This is a genomic window from Pseudomonas sp. Rh2, from assembly GCF_040762985.1.
Taxonomy (GTDB): Bacteria; Pseudomonadota; Gammaproteobacteria; order Pseudomonadales; family Pseudomonadaceae; genus Aquipseudomonas; species Aquipseudomonas taiwanensis.
Window position 1 is genome coordinate 1421203 of record NZ_CP142890.1, and the last position, 17353, is coordinate 1438555.

Annotated in this window: 16 protein-coding genes; 12 read left to right on the forward strand and 4 right to left on the reverse strand. The window is 61.5% G+C overall.

The window, feature by feature from the left end; genetic code table 11:
• Positions 1 to 159 precede the first annotated feature (159 nt).
• The 4 genes from VXM67_RS06395 (at position 160) to moaE (ending at position 2906) form a co-directional block, all read left to right on the forward strand.
• A complete protein-coding gene (locus tag VXM67_RS06395) occupies positions 160 to 1554 on the forward strand; it encodes a PhoH family protein (RefSeq protein WP_023378786.1) in 1395 nt (464 codons plus the stop codon).
• A gap of 187 nt (positions 1555 to 1741) precedes the next feature.
• On the forward strand, positions 1742 to 2212 hold the full coding sequence (moaC, locus tag VXM67_RS06400; RefSeq protein WP_023378787.1) for a cyclic pyranopterin monophosphate synthase MoaC: 471 nt from the start codon (positions 1742 to 1744) through the stop codon (positions 2210 to 2212).
• Positions 2212 to 2457 carry a molybdopterin converting factor subunit 1 gene (gene moaD, locus VXM67_RS06405; protein ID WP_023378788.1) on the forward strand — a complete coding sequence of 82 codons (246 nt, stop codon included), beginning with the start codon at positions 2212 to 2214 and terminating at the stop codon, positions 2455 to 2457. Before moaC ends, moaD begins: the two co-directional genes overlap by 1 nt.
• Before the next feature lie 2 nt (positions 2458 to 2459).
• On the forward strand, positions 2460 to 2906 hold the full coding sequence (gene moaE / locus VXM67_RS06410) for a molybdopterin synthase catalytic subunit MoaE (protein WP_023378789.1): 447 nt from the start codon (positions 2460 to 2462) through the stop codon (positions 2904 to 2906).
• Positions 2907 to 3014: 108 nt separating this feature from the next.
• Here the strand turns inward: moaE and rhlB are convergent, their stop codons facing one another.
• Both rhlB and VXM67_RS06420 read right to left on the reverse strand, forming a co-directional pair.
• Entirely contained in the window at positions 3015 to 4448 is a 1434-nt protein-coding gene (gene rhlB, locus VXM67_RS06415; protein WP_023378790.1) for an ATP-dependent RNA helicase RhlB, read from the reverse strand.
• A gap of 97 nt (positions 4449 to 4545) precedes the next feature.
• The gene (locus tag VXM67_RS06420) at positions 4546 to 5202 is read right to left on the reverse strand and encodes an alpha/beta fold hydrolase (RefSeq protein WP_023378792.1); all 657 of its coding nucleotides are present in this window, start codon (positions 5200 to 5202) and stop codon (positions 4546 to 4548) included.
• Positions 5203 to 5535: 333 nt separating this feature from the next.
• On the opposite strand from VXM67_RS06420, the gene VXM67_RS06425 reads away from it, so the two are divergent.
• The 4 genes from VXM67_RS06425 to VXM67_RS06440 all read left to right on the forward strand — a co-directional run bounded on the left by VXM67_RS06425 (position 5536) and on the right by VXM67_RS06440 (position 9693).
• Entirely contained in the window at positions 5536 to 6564 is a 1029-nt protein-coding gene (locus tag VXM67_RS06425) for an amino acid ABC transporter substrate-binding protein (RefSeq protein ID WP_023378793.1), read from the forward strand.
• Positions 6565 to 6631: 67 nt separating this feature from the next.
• Entirely contained in the window at positions 6632 to 7810 is a 1179-nt protein-coding gene (locus VXM67_RS06430; RefSeq protein WP_023378795.1) for an amino acid ABC transporter permease, read from the forward strand.
• 10 nt (positions 7811 to 7820) lie between these two features.
• The gene (locus VXM67_RS06435) at positions 7821 to 8918 is read left to right on the forward strand and encodes an amino acid ABC transporter permease (RefSeq protein WP_027908075.1); all 1098 of its coding nucleotides are present in this window, start codon (positions 7821 to 7823) and stop codon (positions 8916 to 8918) included.
• Positions 8919 to 8928: 10 nt separating this feature from the next.
• The gene (locus VXM67_RS06440; protein WP_003251792.1) at positions 8929 to 9693 is read left to right on the forward strand and encodes an amino acid ABC transporter ATP-binding protein; all 765 of its coding nucleotides are present in this window, start codon (positions 8929 to 8931) and stop codon (positions 9691 to 9693) included.
• Between the two features lie 56 nt (positions 9694 to 9749).
• On the opposite strand, the gene algW is transcribed toward VXM67_RS06440, so the two are convergent.
• On the reverse strand, positions 9750 to 10910 hold the full coding sequence (gene algW, locus VXM67_RS06445) for a Do family serine endopeptidase AlgW (protein WP_023378797.1): 1161 nt from the start codon (positions 10908 to 10910) through the stop codon (positions 9750 to 9752).
• A gap of 305 nt (positions 10911 to 11215) precedes the next feature.
• On the opposite strand from algW, the gene VXM67_RS06450 reads away from it, so the two are divergent.
• The 3 genes from VXM67_RS06450 (at position 11216) to cysN (ending at position 15027) form a co-directional block, all read left to right on the forward strand.
• Positions 11216 to 11974 carry a Nif3-like dinuclear metal center hexameric protein gene (locus VXM67_RS06450; protein WP_367237567.1) on the forward strand — a complete coding sequence of 253 codons (759 nt, stop codon included), beginning with the start codon at positions 11216 to 11218 and terminating at the stop codon, positions 11972 to 11974.
• A 218-nt stretch (positions 11975 to 12192) separates the two neighbouring features.
• Positions 12193 to 13110 carry a sulfate adenylyltransferase subunit CysD gene (gene cysD / locus VXM67_RS06455; protein ID WP_023378799.1) on the forward strand — a complete coding sequence of 306 codons (918 nt, stop codon included), beginning with the start codon at positions 12193 to 12195 and terminating at the stop codon, positions 13108 to 13110.
• Positions 13111 to 13125: 15 nt separating this feature from the next.
• Positions 13126 to 15027, forward strand: coding sequence for a sulfate adenylyltransferase subunit CysN (cysN, locus tag VXM67_RS06460; protein ID WP_023378800.1), 1902 nt, complete (start codon positions 13126 to 13128; stop codon positions 15025 to 15027).
• Positions 15028 to 15462: 435 nt separating this feature from the next.
• Here the strand turns inward: cysN and VXM67_RS06465 are convergent, their stop codons facing one another.
• Entirely contained in the window at positions 15463 to 15942 is a 480-nt protein-coding gene (locus VXM67_RS06465) for an Lrp/AsnC family transcriptional regulator (protein ID WP_023378801.1), read from the reverse strand.
• Positions 15943 to 16069: 127 nt separating this feature from the next.
• On the opposite strand from VXM67_RS06465, the gene VXM67_RS06470 reads away from it, so the two are divergent.
• Positions 16070 to 17266 (forward strand): methionine gamma-lyase, encoded by a 1197-nt coding sequence (locus VXM67_RS06470; RefSeq protein WP_023378802.1) that lies wholly within the window; start codon positions 16070 to 16072, stop codon positions 17264 to 17266.
• Positions 17267 to 17353: the final 87 nt, after the last annotated feature.

A 17353-nucleotide genomic window follows, 5' to 3' on the forward strand; every position in this document is an offset into this window, starting at 1 on the left:
AGAAACCAGACAGCCGATTCCTGCAGCACAGGTGGCGTCATCCAGGCCCTCCTTGCCAGGTGCGCTCCCCGCCCGTAACAACGCGGATACGGGGAGAACGGCAGTCACTCTGCGGCGCAGCGGTACGCGTCGTGTGGCTTTCACATAAGGTGACCGAGTATGGATGACCAAGGACGCAACCCTTCCTCCAACCAGCCTATCCTGTATGTGCTCGATACCAACGTCCTGATTCACGACCCCAATGCTTTGCTGAACTTCGAGGAGCACCACGTCGCGATCCCGATGACCGTGCTGGAGGAACTCGACAAGCTCAAGACAGGCAAACATACCATCGCCGCCGAATGCCGCCAGGCCATCCGCCTCATCGACCAGACCCTCGCAGACGCATCCCCCAGCGATGTCGAGCAGGGTGTGCCGATCCAGCGTGGCAAGAGCGGTCCCAAAGGGTTCCTGTCGATCCTGATGAGCCCACGCAGTGAACCCAACCGGCTGTTGCCGGAGAACCTGGCCGACAACATCATCATCAACCAACTGCTGGAGCTGCGTTCACGCCGCGCCGACCTGGACGTGGTGCTGGTGACCAAGGACATCAACATGCGGCTGAAGGCGCGTGCCTGTGGCATTGCCGCCGAGGATTACAGCACCGACCAGTTGGTCGACGACGTGTCGTTGCTGTCCAAGGGTTACCATTCGGTCACTGGTTCGTTCTGGGACCGGGTCAGCAAGGTCGATACCCGCCAGGAGCGCGGCCGCACCTGGCATCGGGTGCAATTGATCGACAACCTGCCCGCTGTGCACGTCAATGAATTCATCATCGACGAGCAAGGCTTCGTTGGCTGGATCAAGGGCATTCGCAACGATGAACTGCTGCTGCTCGACCTGCACCAGGAGCCGCTGCTGCATCAGGAGGCCTGGGGCCTGAAGCCACGTGACATCCATCAGAGCCTGGCGTTGTTCGCATTGCTCGACCCCGATATCCACCTGGTCAACCTGACGGGGGCCGCCGGCTCCGGCAAGACCATCCTGGCGCTGGCCGCAGCCATCGAGCAAACCATGGTCAGCAAGCGTTACCGGCGCATCATCGCTACCCGCAGCGTGCAGGGGCTGGACCAGGAGATCGGCTTCCTGCCGGGCACCGAGGCCGAGAAAATGGAGCCTTGGCTGGGTGCCATCACCGACAACCTCGAAGCCTTGCACATGGATGACGAAAGCACCCATGGCAGCGTCGAGTACATCCTCGAGCGGGTTCCGTTGCAGTTCAAGTCGCTGAACTACATCCGTGGTCGCAGCTTCCAGCAGAGTCTGATCCTGATCGACGAGTGCCAGAACCTGACGCCGCACCAGATGAAAACCATCATCACCCGTGCCGGCTCGGGGTCCAAGGTGGTCTGCCTGGGCAACCTGGCGCAGATCGACACCCCCTACCTGTCCGCGACCAGCTCGGGCCTGACCTACCTGACCGAGCGCTTCAAGGACTTCCCTCATGGTGTGCACATCACCCTGCAAGGGGTACCGCGGTCGGTGCTGGCCGAGTACGCCGAGTCCCATCTGTAACCTTTGCAGCCGGGCGGCCCGCCGCCCGGCTTTTTTGCCGCCACACAGACCTGTCACTGGATTGAGTGCCGGGGGTGCCTGCATGGGAGTAGGTTGACCGCGACGAGGCCAGGGCTGGCGATACATTGCACTGCTCAAACCTGACCCACAGGTTTACACTCTTCGTTCCCTTCCCAGGAGCAGAGCAGTGCTGACTCATCTCGATTCCCAGGGACGCGCCAACATGGTCGACGTCACTGAAAAAGCCGTAACCGAGCGCGAAGCCACCGCCGAGGCGCGGGTGCGCATGTTGCCGCAGACCTTGCAGATGATCGTCGATGGCGAGCATCCCAAGGGCGATGTATTCGCCGTGGCGCGTATCGCCGGGATACAGGCGGCGAAAAAGACCAGCGACCTGATTCCACTGTGCCACCCGCTGATGCTGACCAGCGTCAAGGTCGAGCTCAGCACTGACGGTCAAGACGCCGTGCGTATCGTCGCCCGCTGCAAGCTGGCCGGGCAGACTGGCGTGGAGATGGAGGCGCTGACCGCTGCCAGCGTTGCTGCCCTGACCCTCTACGACATGTGCAAGGCTGTGGACAAAGGCATGGTCATCGAGCAGGTACGCCTGCTGGAGAAGCTCGGCGGCAAGAGCGGCCACTACAAGGCGGAGGCGTGATGAAGGTCAAGGTGATGTATTTCGCCCGTTACCGTGAGCGGCTGGGCGTGGATGCCGAGCGCCTTGAAGGTGAATTCAAGGTGCTCGACGACGTGCGCCAGGCCCTGTTGGCCAAGGGCGGGCGGTATGAGGTGCTGGCCGAACAGAACCTGATGTGCGCGCGTAATGAAGAGCTCTGTCGGCTTGACGAGCCGCTGGAAGAGGGCGACGACGTGGCGTTCTTCCCACCGGTGACTGGAGGCTGAACATGGCGGTGCGAGTGCAGGAAGGTGCTTTCGACCCCGGGGCCGAGGTCAATGCCATGCATGCCGCGAATGTCGGTGTGGGAGCGGTGGTCGGCTTCGTCGGCTATGTGCGCGACTTCAACGATGGCCGGGAAGTGGCCGGGATGTTCCTTGAGCACTACCCGGGCATGACCGAGAAGGCCTTGGCCAAGATTGTGGTCGACGCCGAACAGCGCTGGCCGTTGCTCAAGGTGGAGGTGTTGCACCGTATCGGTGCCCTGGAGCCGGGGGAGCCGATCGTGTTCGTGGGCGTGGCCAGTGCCCATCGGCAGGCAGCGTTCGATGCCTGCAATTTCATCATGGATTATCTGAAGACGCGGGCACCGTTCTGGAAGAAGGAAAATACCCAGGAAGGGCCGCGGTGGGTCGAAGGGAAGCAGAGTGACCAGGAGGCGGCGGGGCGCTGGTAGGTGTGTGGTGGATGACCGGGGCTTTGCCCCGATTCCTGGGTAAACCCGCTCTCACAGGGTGGCGCTGGCCTGTGGGAGCGGGTTTACCCGCGAAAAGGTCACCACCGATCAATGATGCTTGCGCGGCACCGGCTTGAGCAGTTCATCCGGTGGCATCTCGCATTTGATCTTGCGCCCCAGTAGCGCCTCGATAGCTGGTAGCTGGTAGGAGTCATCCTCGCCGGCGAAGCTGATCGACACACCACTGGTGCCCGCCCGTCCGGTACGACCGATGCGGTGCACATAGTCATCCGGGTCTTCCGGCAGGGTGAAGTTGATCACATGGCTGATGCCGTCGATGTGAATGCCGCGCCCCGCCACGTCGGTGGCCACCAGCACGGTGATGCGCCCTTCGCGGAAGTTCTCGAGGGTGCGAATCCGCTTGTGCTGTGGCACGTCGCCGGAAAGTTGGGCGGCATTGATGCCATCGCGCACCAGCTTCTCTTCGATGCGCCGCACTTCGTCCTTGCGGTTGGCGAACACCATCACCCGTTCCCACTTGTTCTGGGTCACCAGGTTGTACAGCAGCTTGTACTTGTCGCTGCCCGCGACTGCATAGACATGCTGCTCGACCGTCTCGCTGGCCACGTTCTCCGGTTCGATCTCGACGATTTCCGGGTTGGTGGTCCACTGCTTGGCCAGATTCATCACATCGTCGGTGAAGGTGGCGGAGAACAGCAGGGTCTGGCGCTCGCTCTTGGGCGGTGTCTGGCGAATGATCTGGCGGACCTGCGGGATGAAGCCCATGTCCAGCATGCGGTCGGCCTCATCCAGCACCAACACTTCGACCATGTCCAGGTGCACTTCGCCGCGCTGATTGAAGTCCAGCAAGCGGCCCGGTGTAGCGACGAGAATGTCGCAGTGGCGCGCTTCCAGGCTCTTGAGCTGCTTGTCGAAGTCCATGCCGCCGACGAAGCTCATCACGTTCAGGCCACTGTACTTGGTCAGGGCCATCGCGTCCTTGGCGATCTGCACCACCAGCTCGCGGGTCGGGGCGATGATCAGCGCGCGAGGCTCGCCCATGTAGCGTTCCTTGGGCGGTGGTGTCTGCTGCAGCTGCGAGATGATCGAGATCAGGAACGCTGCGGTCTTGCCGGTACCGGTCTGGGCCCGGCCGATGGCGTCCTTGCCGCGCAGGGTATGGCCGAGCACCTGGGCCTGGATCGGCGTGCAGTATGGGAAGCCCAGGTCGTGGATGGCATGCATCAGCTCGTTGGAGAGCTTGAAGTCATGGAAGCGTGTCTTGCCTTCCTGTGGCTCGACCACGAAGTCTTCAGGTTTCCACAGGCTGGCTTGTGGTTTGGGTTTGCGCTCGCGGCGCGGTTTGTCTTTGGCCGGTTTGTCGGCGGCGGCAGGGGCTGTGGGTTGGGTGCTGGCCTCGACCGGAGCGGCTTCGGGTTGCACGGTAGGCGCCGGCGCGGACTTGTTCACCGGCGCTGCGGGTTCGACGGCCTGAGGCGCGGCGTCTCCCTTGCCGAATATTTTCTTGAGTGCCTTGAGCACGATCGTCTCATCAATTGGTTAAGGAATGTACGCCGGGCAGTGTAATGCAAGATTCAGGCGCGGCGTAGTGGAATGCGCAGGCAGCTACACGCTTGGCCTATTGCAGTTGCTGGCTCAACCAGTCGTGGATGTCGCCCAGTTCTTCGACCATCACTTCATGTTCCATGGGGTATTCCTGCCAGCGGGCGGCAACGCCCCAAGTATTGAGGAATTCGAAGGCCGTACGGCCCATCGAAGGGATCACCACCGAATCGTGCACACCATGCAGGCACAGGGCTGGCGTGCGTTGCTGGCACGCGCTGAGCTGATGACTGTCGGTAAAGGTTGGAGCGTAGGTGGACAGCGCGATTACCCCTCCCAGCGCCTCCTGCCACTTTATATAAGCGGTGTGCAGCACCACGGCGCCGCCCTGGGAGAAACCGGCGAGGAAGATTCGCGACAGGCTGATGCCCTTGGCCTGCTCGGCCTTGATCAAGGCGATGACCTGCTGCGCCGACTCTTCCAATTGCCCTTCGTCGATGGCGCGGGCCGGGGTCATGGCCTTGATGTCGTACCAGCTTGGCATGGAATAGCCGCCGTTGATGGTAACCGGACGGGTGGGCGCCTGCGGCATCACGAAGCGGGTAGTGAGCAGCCGTTCCTGCAGAAATTCGGCCACCGGTAGGAAGTCGTAACGGTCGGCACCCAGGCCGTGCAACCAGATCACACAGGCGTCTGCGGTTTTCTGTGGTTCGAGAATCAGCGGGTTGGTCATGACTGCTCCGAAAGTGTGCATGCCTGGTAAGAACGTGCGTGAAAAGAAGGCCTGGCTATTGATTGTCAGAAAAAGAATGTCGCAACGATACAACTTTCCCTACTTGACTAGCGCTTAAACGCTTAAGCCGCCAACTGTGGTACGCGCTTTGCTATGGATCCGTTGAGGCAAAGGGACTATCCGCGACGGTAACACCCTTTGCACGCGAAGGCTGTCACAGAACAGCTCATTGCGCCAATTGACCCAATAACAAGCCAACAAGGGTCGGATGCGCCTCATAAGGGTGCGGTGCAATTCCGGCTCGGTACAACAAGAGCGATTTGGAGGTTGTGAATGAAGATGTTGAAAACCACCCTGGCAGTCCTGACCGCTGCCGCCGCGCTGGGAGCCACCAGCTTCGCACAGGCCGGCGCCACTCTCGATGCGGTCAAGAAGAAGGGCTTCGTCCAGTGTGGCGTGAGCGACGGTCTTCCAGGCTTCTCGGTCCCCGATGCTAAGGGCAAGATCATCGGTATCGACGCCGATGTATGCCGCGCTGTCGCCGCTGCGGTGTTCGGTGATGCCACCAAGGTCAAATTCAGCCAACTCAACGCCAAGGAGCGCTTCACCGCCCTGCAGTCGGGCGAAGTCGACGTGCTGTCGCGTAATACTACCTGGACCAGCTCGCGCGATGCCGGCATGGGCCTGGTGTTCGCCGGTGTCACCTACTATGACGGCGTGGGCTTCCTGGTCAACAAGAAGCTGGGTGTTTCCAGTGCCAAGGAGCTCGATGGCGCGACCATCTGCATCCAGGCCGGTACCACCACCGAACTGAACGTATCCGACTTCTTCCGCGCCAATAATCTCAAGTACACCCCGATCACCTTCGATACTTCCGATGAGAGCGCCAAGTCGTTGGAGTCCGGCCGTTGCGACGTGCTCACCTCGGACAAGTCGCAACTGTTCGCCCAACGCTCCAAGCTGGCTGCACCGACCGACTACGTGGTGCTGCCGGAAACCATCTCCAAGGAGCCTCTGGGCCCGGTGGTGCGTAAAGGCGACGAGGAGTGGTTCAGCATCGTCAAGTGGACCCTGTTCGCGATGCTCAACGCCGAAGAGGCCGGCATCACCTCGAAGAACGTCGAGGCCGAAGCCAAGTCCACCAAGAACCCGGACGTCGCCCGTCTGCTGGGTGCCGACGGTGAATACGGCAAGGACCTCAAGCTGCCCAAGGACTGGGTAGTGCAGATCGTCAAGCAAGTCGGCAACTATGGTGAAGTGTTCGAAAAGAACCTTGGTCAGAGCACCGACCTCAAGATCGACCGTGGCATGAACGCCCTGTGGAACAACGGCGGCATCCAGTACGCGCCACCTGTGCGCTGATGGCTGCACCCTGCGGCGGCATCCCGCCGTCGCAGGTTGTTCGGATCCCTTTTTTTCGGGGCACTTCATGCAAAATCAAATCGGCGCACCCAAGGGGTTATCCCTGAGCGATCCACGTGTGCGCGCGTGGCTGTTCCAGATCCTCACGATCGTTTTCGTGGTCGGTCTGGGCTGGTATCTGTTCCACAACACCCAAACCAACCTGCAACACCGGGGCATCACCTCCGGCTTCGACTTCCTGGACCGCAGTGCCGGGTTCGGCATCGCCCAGCATCTGATTCCTTATGTGGAATCCGACAGCTATGCGCGAGTGTTCGTCATCGGCCTGCTCAACACCCTGTTGGTGACGTTCATCGGTGTCATTCTGGCGACGATTCTGGGCTTCATCATCGGTGTGGCTCGTTTGTCACCGAACTGGATGATCAACAAGCTGGCGACCGTGTATGTGGAGACCTTCCGCAACATTCCGCCGCTGCTGCAGATTCTGTTCTGGTACTTCGCGGTGTTTCTGACCCTGCCGGGACCGCGGGGTAGCATCAACATCGACGACACGTTCTTCATCAGCAACCGTGGCCTGAACATGCCGGGTGCCTCGATGGCCGAGGGCTTCTGGCCGTTCTTCGTCGCGCTGGGACTGGCGATCGTGGCCATCGTGTTCATGGTGCGCTACGCCAACAAGCGGTTCGATGAAACTGGCGAGCCTTTCCACAAGTTCTGGGTCGGCCTGGCCTTGTTCATCGTCATTCCTGGCGCCAGCGCCTTGCTGTTCGGCAGCCCCGTGCACTGGGAAGTGCCGCAGCTCAAGGGCTTCAACTTCGTCGGTGGCTGGGTGCTGATTCCCGAACTGCTGGCCCTGACGCTGGCGCTGACCATCTACACCGCGGCGTTCATCGCCGAGATCGTGCGCTCTGGCATCCGTTCGGTCAGCCATGGCCAGACCGAGGCTGCGCGCTCGCTGGGGCTGCGTGAGGGGCCGACCCTGCGCAAGGTGATCATCCCCCAGGCACTGCGGGTGATCATTCCGCCGCTGACCAGCCAGTACCTGAACCTGGCGAAGAACTCGTCCCTGGCGGCCGGTATCGGCTATCCGGAGATGGTCTCGCTGTTCGCCGGTACCGTGCTCAACCAGACCGGCCAGGCCATCGAGGTGATTGCCATCACCATGAGTGTCTATCTCGCCATCAGCATCAGCATTTCGCTGCTGATGAACTGGTACAACAAGCGCATTGCGCTGATCGAGCGGTGAGGATACGCCCGTGAATGCCCATGTTTTCAAACCCGACATGCCGCCGCCGGTGAAAACCGTCGGCGTGCTCGCATGGATGCGTGCCAACCTGTTCTCCAGCTGGCTCAATACCTTGCTGACCCTGTTCGCCCTGTACCTGATCTGGCTGATCGTGCCGCCTCTGGTGCAATGGGCGCTGATCGACGCCAACTGGGTAGGCACCACCCGCGCCGATTGCACCAAGGAAGGTGCCTGCTGGGTGTTCGTCCAGCAGCGTTTCGGCCAGTTCATGTATGGCTACTACCCGACCGAACTGCGCTGGCGCGTGGACCTGACCGTCTGGCTTGCCGTGCTCGGTGCCGCACCGCTGTTCATCAAGCGCTTTGCGCGCAAGGCGTTCTACGGCCTGGGCTTCCTGGTGCTGTATCCGATCCTGGCCTACACCCTGCTGCACGGCGGCTACCTGGGGCTGGATACCGTGCCGACCAGCCAATGGGGCGGCCTGATGCTGACGCTGGTGATCGCCACCGTGGGCATCGTCGGCGCCTTGCCGCTGGGCATCCTGCTGGCGCTGGGCCGACGGTCGCGCATGCCGGCGGTGAAGGTGGTATGCGTCACCTTCATCGAGTTCTGGCGTGGCGTGCCGCTGATCACCGTGCTGTTCATGTCCTCGGTGATGCTGCCGTTGTTCCTGCCCGAGGGCATGAGCTTCGACAAACTGCTGCGGGCGATGATCGGCGTGATCCTGTTCCAGTCGGCGTATATCGCCGAAGTGGTGCGCGGCGGCCTGCAGGCCATTCCCAAGGGGCAGTACGAGGCGGCCGCGGCCATGGGCCTGGGCTACTGGCGCTCGATGGGGCTGGTGATTCTGCCCCAGGCGCTCAAGCTGGTGATCCCAGGCATCGTCAACACCTTCATTGCTCTGTTCAAGGACACCAGCCTGGTGATCATCATCGGCCTGTTCGACCTGCTCAACAGTGTCAAGCAGGCGGCTGCCGATCCGGCCTGGCTGGGCATGGCCACTGAGGGCTATGTGTTCGCCGCCCTGGTGTTCTGGATTTTCTGTTTCGGTATGTCCCGCTACTCCATGCATCTGGAGCGCAAGCTGGACACTGGCCACAAGCGTTAGGAGTTTCGAAATGAGTGAAGCGATCAAGCAGCCTGCCGGCCCCGAAGGCATCATCCAGATGCAGGGCGTCAACAAGTGGTACGGCCAGTTCCATGTGCTCAAGGACATCAACCTGAACGTACGCCAGGGCGAGCGTATCGTGCTGTGCGGGCCGTCTGGCTCGGGCAAGTCCACCACCATCCGCTGCCTCAACCGCCTGGAAGAGCACCAGCAGGGGCGCATCGTCGTCGATGGCGTAGAGCTGACCAACGACCTCAAGCAGATTGAGGCGATCCGCCGCGAGGTGGGCATGGTATTCCAGCACTTCAACCTGTTCCCGCACCTCAGCATCCTCGAGAACTGCACCCTGGCACCAATGTGGGTGCGCAAGATGCCGCGGCGCAAGGCCGAGGAAATCGCCATGCACTACTTGGAGCGGGTACGCATCCCGGAGCAGGCGCACAAGTACCCCGGGCAGTTGTCCGGTGGTCAGCAGCAGCGCGTGGCGATTGCCCGGGCCCTGTGCATGAAGCCCAAGATCATGCTGTTCGACGAGCCGACTTCGGCGCTTGACCCGGAAATGGTAAAAGAGGTGCTTGATACCATGGTAGGTCTGGCCGAGGATGGCATGACCATGCTCTGCGTCACCCACGAGATGGGCTTTGCCCGCACCGTGGCGAACCGAGTGATCTTCATGGACAAAGGTGAGATCGTCGAGCAGGCAGCGCCGGATGACTTCTTCGACCGGCCGCGCAGTGACCGGACCAAGCTGTTCTTGAGCCAGATTCTGCATTGATGTGACGGGGGGCGCCTTGCGGCCCTTTCGCGCTGCAAGGCCGCCCCAGCATCAACTTACTTCTCTTCTTTGGCAGCCACCGGTGCAGGTGGCGGTCGCAGCCCCACCTCGGCAACCAGTTTCAGTTGCTGCCCGTTGCGCACCACCTCGATGGTGATCTTCTCGTTGGGCTTGATCCGCGCAACTTGGTTCATCGACTTGCGTCCGTCTCCCGCAGGTTCGCCATTGATGCTCAGGATCACGTCACCCAGCTGCAACCCGGCCTTTTGCGCCGGCCCATCGCGGAAGATCCCCGCCACGACGATGCCTGGGCGGCCCTGCATACCGAACGATTCCGCCAGTTCCTGGCTCAATGGCTGCACTTCGATGCCCAGCCAGCCGCGAATCACCTGGCCATGCTCGACGATCGACTTCATCACCTCCAGCGCCAGCTTGACCGGGATGGCGAAGCCGATGCCCTGGGAACCACCAGACTTGGAGAAGATCGCGGTATTGATGCCGATCAGGTTGCCATTGGCATCGACCAGCGCACCACCGGAGTTGCCTGGGTTGATGGCCGCGTCGGTCTGGATGAAATCTTCGTAGTTGTTCAGGCCCAGTTGGTTACGTCCGGTGGCGCTGATGATGCCCATGGTCACGGTCTGGCCGACCCCGAACGGGTTACCGATGGCCAGGGAGACATCGCCGATGTGGATGTTGTCGGAACGGCCGATGGTGATCGCCGGCAGGTTCTTGAGGTCGATCTTCAGTACCGCGAGGTCGGTTTCCGGGTCGCTGCCCACGACGCGCGCCAGGGTCTCACGGCCGTCCTTGAGCGCCACCACGATCTGGTCGGCGCCGCTGGTAACGTGGTTGTTGGTCAGCAGGTAGCCCTCGGGGCTCATGATCACGGCCGAACCCAGGCTGGACTCCCAGCGCCGCTGCTTGGGCAGGTTGTCACCGAAGAAGCGGCGGAACTGCGGGTCTTCGAACAAGGGATGGGCGCTCTTGTTCACCACTTTGGTGGTGTACAGGTTCACCACCGCTGGGGCGGCGAGGGTCACGGCGTCGGCATAGGACACCGGCCCCTGCATGATCCGGGTGGTCTGCGGAGCCTGCTGCAGGTTGACGTCCTGGCTGGGCAGGCCGACCCATTCAGGGAAACGCTGGATGACCAGCATGGCGATCAGCACGCCAGTAATCAGGGGCCAGCCAAAATAACGCAGAGCCTTGAGCATGAACGAATCCTGGGAGTAGGGCGGGGGCCAATTGGCAGCGCAGCGGGGCGCGAGCGCGCGCGATCATACACAGGTACAGAGCGATCGGCGATGTGCAAACCGATTTACCTGCTTCGCGGTTGAGTCCATGTCCTCCAGGGACCACGCTGGCCCCTGGGGGAGCGGGTCTGCCCGCGAATGCTGGCGCCTCGGTCTTGCCCCCATGCGACTGCCGCCGGTTTCCCCGAAGCCGGCGACGGCCCATAATGGCCGCCATTATACGGGCGTTGTGCCCGTCGAAAGCGCAGATTTCGAGGAGATTTTCCATGGCCGTCGCACTGAACACCCTGGTCGAGGAGGCCGAGCGCTACCTGGGTAGCGCGAAGATCCAGGATTACTGCCCCAACGGCCTGCAAGTCGAAGGGCGACCGCAGGTCAGTCGCATCGTCAGTGGCGTGACCGCCAGCCAGGCGTTGCTCGACGCGGCGGTCGAGGCCGATGCCGACTTGGTGCTGGTTCACCATGGTTATTTCTGGAAGGGCGAGAATCCGTGTGTCACCGGCATCAAGCAACGCCGCTTGAAAACCTTGCTCAAGCACGACATGAGCCTGCTGGCCTTCCACCTGCCGCTGGATGTGCATCCCGAAGTGGGCAATAACGTGCAATTGGCTCGTCAGCTGGACATTACCGTCGAGGGGCCGCTGGACCCGGAGAACCCAAAGGTCGTGGGGCTGGTTGGGTCGCTGGCCGAGCCAATGACGCCGCGGGATTTCGCCCGGCGCGTGCAGGAGGTGATGGGACGTGAGCCGCTGCTGGTGGAAGGCGATGTCATGGTTCGCCGGATCGGCTGGTGCACCGGAGGCGGCCAAGGCTACATCGATACCGCGATCGCCGCCGGAGTCGACCTGTACATCAGTGGCGAGGCGTCCGAGCAGACCTTTCATAGCGCGCGCGAGAACGGCGTGAGCTTCATCGCCGCAGGCCACCATGCCACCGAGCGTTATGGCGTGCAGGCGCTGGGGGATTACCTGGCGCGTCGGTTTGCCCTGGAGCACCTGTTCATCGACTGCCCAAACCCGATCTGACCTTTGGGGCCTCATCGCCGGCAAGCCGGTTCCTGCTGGCGCGCTCGTCTCAGGCGCTGGCCTGTCGGCGATGCGTTGCTCGAGCCCCAAACCCCCAGTCATATCGTTAGATTGTTTCGATCTAGTGCGGCTCCTAAATAGAATCAGCCGCTGTGATAAAGTGGCTCGCTCGAACACGGCCCGCAGGCCGTCCATAAGATCGTTTTTCGTGAGTAGCCATGGTCGACAAACTGACGCACTTGAAACAGCTGGAGGCGGAGAGCATCCACATCATCCGCGAGGTGGCCGCCGAGTTCGATAACCCGGTGATGCTGTACTCGATCGGCAAGGACTCCGCCGTGATGCTGCACCTGGCGCGCAAAGCCTTCTTCCCAGGCAAGCTGCCGTTCCCGGTGATGCACGTCGACACCCAGTGGAAATTCCAGGAGATGTACCGCTTCCGCGACAAGATGGTCGAGGAAATGGGTCTGGAGCTGATCACCCACGTCAACCCCGAAGGTGTGGCCCAGGGCATCAACCCGTTCACCCATGGCAGCTCCAAGCACACCGACATCATGAAGACCCAGGGCCTGAAGCAGGCGCTGGACAAGCATGGTTTCGACGCCGCCTTTGGTGGCGCCCGCCGCGACGAAGAGAAGTCCCGGGCCAAAGAGCGCGTTTACTCGTTCCGCGACAGCAAGCACCGCTGGGACCCGAAGAACCAGCGCCCCGAGCTGTGGAACGTGTACAACGGCAAGGTCAACAAGGGCGAGTCGATCCGTGTGTTCCCGCTGTCCAACTGGACCGAGCTGGACATCTGGCAGTACATCTACCTCGAAGGCATCCCGATCGTGCCGCTGTACTTCGCCGCCGAGCGGGAAGTGATCGAGAAGAACGGCACCCTGATCATGATCGACGACGAGCGCATCCTCGAGCACCTCACCGACGAGGAAAAAGCCCGTATCGTCAAGAAGAAAGTGCGGTTCCGTACCCTTGGCTGCTACCCGTTGACGGGTGCCGTCGAGTCGGAGGCCGAGACCCTGACGGACATCATCCAGGAAATGCTCCTGACCCGTACGTCCGAACGCCAGGGCCGAGTCATCGACCATGATGGCGCAGGCTCGATGGAAGACAAAAAACGCCAAGGCTACTTCTAATTTCAGGGTTTCATCATGTCGCACCAATCCGATTTGATCAGCGAAGACATCCTCGCTTATCTGGCTCAGCACGAGCGCAAAGAACTGCTGCGTTTCCTCACCTGCGGTAACGTGGATGACGGCAAGAGCACCCTGATCGGGCGCCTGCTGCACGACTCGAAGATGATCTACGAAGACCACCTCGAGGCCATCACCCGCGATTCGAAGAAAGTCGGCACCACCGGCGAAGAAGTCGACCTGGCATTGCTAGTCGATGGCCTGCAGGCCGAGCGCGAGCAGGGCATCACCATCGATGTTGCCTACCGCTACTTCTCCACCGCCAAGCGCAAGTTCATCATCGCCGACACCCCGGGCCACGAGCAGTACACCCGCAACATGGCGACCGGCGCCTCGACCTGCGACCTGGCGATCATCCTGGTTGATGCCCGTTACGGCGTGCAGACCCAGACCCGCCGTCACAGCTACATTGCCTCGTTGCTGGGCATCAAGCACATCGTGGTCGCGGTCAATAAGATGGACCTCAAGGGCTTCGATGAGCAGGTCTTCGAGTCGATCAAGGCCGATTACCTGAAGTTTGCCGAAGCGATCAACCTGAAGCCGTCGAGCCTGCACTTCGTGCCGATGTCGGCGCTCAAGGGCGACAACGTGGTCAATCACAGCGAGCAATCGCCGTGGTACGCCGGCCCGACGCTGATGGAAATCCTCGAAACCGTGGAAGTGTCGGCCGACCGCAACGTCACCGACCTGCGTTTCCCGGTGCAGTACGTCAACCGTCCGAACCTGAACTTCCGCGGCTTCGCCGGCACCATCGCCAGCGGCGTGGTACACAAGGGTGACGAAATCGTCGTGCTGCCTTCGGGCAAGAGCAGCCGGGTCAAGTCCATCGTCACCTACGAAGGTGAACTGGAGAACGCCGGCCCCGGCCAGGCCGTGACCCTGACCATGGAAGACGAGATCGACATCTCCCGTGGCGACTTGCTGGTGCATGCCGACAACGTTCCGCCGGTGACCGACCAGTTCGACGCCATGCTGGTGTGGATGGCCGAAGAACCGATGCTGCCGGGCAAGAAATATGACATCAAGCGCGCCACCAGCTACGTGCCGGGCTCGATTGCCAGCATCACCCACAAGGTGGATGTGAATACCCTGGAGCAAGGCGCTGCCAGTGCACTGCAACTGAACGAGATCGGTCGCGTCAAGGTGTCCCTGGATGCCGCGATCGCCCTGGACGGTTACGACAGCAACCGCACCACCGGCGCGTTCATCGTCATCGACCGCCTGACCAACGGCACTGTCGGTGCCGGCATGATCATCGCCCCGCCAGTCCTGCCGCATGGCACCACAGGTCAGCATGGCAAGTTGGCTCACGTGTCCACTGAAGAGCGCGCGCTGCGCTTCGGTCAGCAACCGGCTACCGTGCTGTTCAGCGGCCTGTCCGGCGCTGGCAAGAGCACCCTGGCCTATGCCGTCGAGCGCAAGCTGTTCGACATGGGCCGTGCGGTCTACGTGCTCGATGGCCAGAACCTGCGTCACGACCTGAACAAGGGCCTGCCGCAGGATCGCGCGGGCCGCACCGAGAACTGGCGCCGCGCCGCCCATGTGGCGCGTCAGTTCAACGAAGCTGGCCTGCTGACCCTGGCCGCCTTCGTTGCGCCTGATGCCGAGGGCCGTGAACAGGCCAAGGCCTTGATCGGCAAGGAGCGCCTGGTAACCGTTTACGTGCAGGCATCGCCAATTGCCTGCCGCGAGCGTGATCCTCAGGGCCTGTATGCCGCTGGCGGTGACAACATCCCGGGTGAAAGCTTCCCGTACGATGTGCCGCTGGATGCCGACCTGGTGATCGACACCCAGACCACCAGCGTGGACGAGGGCGTGAAGCAGGTGCTGGATGTGCTGCGTCAGCGCGGCGCGATTTAAGCGTTAGTGCTGTATGAGAAACCCCGCTTCGGCGGGGTTTTTTTGTATTGGGGATTGGCGTCGGGGCTGTTGGGTGCTTGGCGTGAGAGGTGCGGTGCCTGTGAGATCGAGCGCCGCCCGCGCGGCGCATCGCGAGCAAGGCTCGCTCCTACGTTTGTTTCGGGCCAATTATTTCTGTGAGATTCGCGCGCGAACGCTTTGGCGCTTGGCGCGATATCGCGTCGTACAAACAAGGCGGTCGCGCGCGTCTATCACTGGCGTTACTGGCCCGAAACAAACGTAGGAGCGAGCCTTGCTCGCGATGCGCCGCGCGGGCGGCGCTCGATTTGCGCACCACCTCAAAGCTCAAGTCAGGCCGTCCTCCCCAGAAAGAACCTCAACTTGTTTCCGCGATGCAATACCGCTCCTTCAGGTGTCGATCGTGGCAGATCTGTCTCAGATATGCTTTTCCGATACAGGAATCACGCGCTTTTCCTTAACCGCCTTATACGAAAAGCTCGAATATATCTCCTTCACCCCCGGCAACCGCTGCAACACCTCACGGGTGAATTCCCCAAACGACTCCAGATCCCGCGCCAGAATCTCGAGCAAGAAGTCATACCGCCCGGAAACATTGTGGCAGGCAATGATCTCTGGAATTTCCATCAGCCGCTTTTCGAACGCCAGCGCCATGTCCTTGGTGTGCGAGTCCATCATGATGCTGACGAACGCGGTCACACCAAACCCCAGCGCCTTGGGCGAAAGAATGGCCTGATAACCGGTGATGTAGCCGTTGTCCTCCAGCAACTTGACCCGGCGCCAGCAGGGCGAGGTGGTTAACGCGACTTGGTCGGCAAGCTCGGAGACGGTGAGGCGGGCGTTGCCCTGCAAGGCTGCGAGCAGGGCGCGGTCGGTGCGGTCGAGGGTCGAAGGCATATTTTGCCCTCCTGGTCTGTCATGTGTTGTTTTTGTTCCAAAACTAGCCATTTCGCGTAGGAGATTTTGGAAAAAATCAGGCGGCTTGGTGGCATAAGCTTATAACAAACCACCAGAGGTTGTTGCCATGCGCGACTCCCATAACAACAGCGGTTTTTCCACGCGGGCCATCCATCACGGGTACGACCCGCTCAGCCATGGCGGCGCCCTGGTGCCGCCGGTCTACCAGACCGCTACCTACGCTTTTCCTTCCGTCGAATACGGTGCTGCCTGTTTTGCAGGCGAAGAACCCGGGCACTTCTACAGCCGTATCTCCAACCCGACCCTGGCCTTGCTGGAACAGCGCATGGCCTCGCTGGAAGGGGGCGAGGCAGGCTTGGCCCTGGCCTCGGGCATGGGGGCCATCACTTCGACGATCTGGACGTTGCTGCGCCCTGGGGATGAACTGATCGTGGGGCGCACACTGTATGGCTGCACCTTCGCCTACCTGCACCATGGGATTGGCGAGTTCGGAGTCAAGATCCGTCACGTCGACCTCAATGACATCAAGGCGCTGAAGGCGGCGATCACCAGTAAGACGCGAATGATCTACTTCGAAACCCCAGCCAACCCGAACATGCAGTTGGTCGATATCGCTGCCGTGGCCGAAGCGGCGCAGGGGCATGACCTGCACATCGTGGTCGACAACACCTATTGCACGCCGTATCTGCAGCGGCCGTTGGAGCTGGGTGCCGATCTGGTCGTGCACTCGGCTACCAAGTACCTCAGCGGCCATGGCGATATCACCGCCGGGCTGGTGGTCGGGCGCAAGGCGCTGGTCGACCGGATTCGCCTGGTAGGGCTCAAGGACATGACTGGCGCGGTGCTGTCGCCGCATGATGCCGCGCTGCTGATGCGTGGTATCAAGACATTGGCCCTGCGCATGGACCGCCACTGCGCCAATGCACAGCAGGTGGCTGAGTTCCTGGCGGAGCAGCCTCAGGTCGAGCTGATCCATTACCCGGGCCTGTCGTCATTCGGGCAGTACGCGCTGGCACAGCGGCAAATGCGCATGCCGGGCGGGATGATCGCTTTTGAGCTCAAGGGCGGGATCGAGGCCGGCCGACGCTTCATGAATGCCTTGCAGCTGTTCGCACGTGCGGTCAGCCTGGGAGATGCCGAGTCGCTAGCGCAGCATCCAGCGAGCATGACCCATTCCAGCTATACGGCGAAGGAGCGGGCGCATCACGGGATATCGGAAGGGTTGGTGAGGCTGTCGGTGGGGTTGGAGGATGTAGAGGACTTGCTTGCCGATATCGAACAGGCGCTCAAGCACTGTGTATGAGGTTGGCTGCAAACTTCCTACTTATCGATGCCGGTTTTCGACAGCGATATCAAGAAACGTCGGATAGAGCCTGTTGAGGTGGTCACT

Coding starts and splice junctions, on each gene's coding strand:
- VXM67_RS06395 (WP_023378786.1), top strand. CDS start 160: ATGGATGACCAAGGACGCAACCCTTCCTCCAACCAGCCTATCCTGTAT.
- moaD (WP_023378788.1), top strand. CDS start 2,212: ATGAAGGTCAAGGTGATGTATTTCGCCCGTTACCGTGAGCGGCTGGGC.
- moaE (WP_023378789.1), top strand. CDS start 2,460: ATGGCGGTGCGAGTGCAGGAAGGTGCTTTCGACCCCGGGGCCGAGGTC.
- VXM67_RS06420 (WP_023378792.1), bottom strand. CDS start 5,202: ATGACCAACCCGCTGATTCTCGAACCACAGAAAACCGCAGACGCCTGT.
- VXM67_RS06425 (WP_023378793.1), top strand. CDS start 5,536: ATGAAGATGTTGAAAACCACCCTGGCAGTCCTGACCGCTGCCGCCGCG.
- VXM67_RS06430 (WP_023378795.1), top strand. CDS start 6,632: ATGCAAAATCAAATCGGCGCACCCAAGGGGTTATCCCTGAGCGATCCA.
- VXM67_RS06440 (WP_003251792.1), top strand. CDS start 8,929: ATGAGTGAAGCGATCAAGCAGCCTGCCGGCCCCGAAGGCATCATCCAG.
- algW (WP_023378797.1), bottom strand. CDS start 10,910: ATGCTCAAGGCTCTGCGTTATTTTGGCTGGCCCCTGATTACTGGCGTG.
- VXM67_RS06450 (WP_367237567.1), top strand. CDS start 11,216: ATGGCCGTCGCACTGAACACCCTGGTCGAGGAGGCCGAGCGCTACCTG.
- cysD (WP_023378799.1), top strand. CDS start 12,193: ATGGTCGACAAACTGACGCACTTGAAACAGCTGGAGGCGGAGAGCATC.
- cysN (WP_023378800.1), top strand. CDS start 13,126: ATGTCGCACCAATCCGATTTGATCAGCGAAGACATCCTCGCTTATCTG.
- VXM67_RS06465 (WP_023378801.1), bottom strand. CDS start 15,942: ATGCCTTCGACCCTCGACCGCACCGACCGCGCCCTGCTCGCAGCCTTG.
- VXM67_RS06470 (WP_023378802.1), top strand. CDS start 16,070: ATGCGCGACTCCCATAACAACAGCGGTTTTTCCACGCGGGCCATCCAT.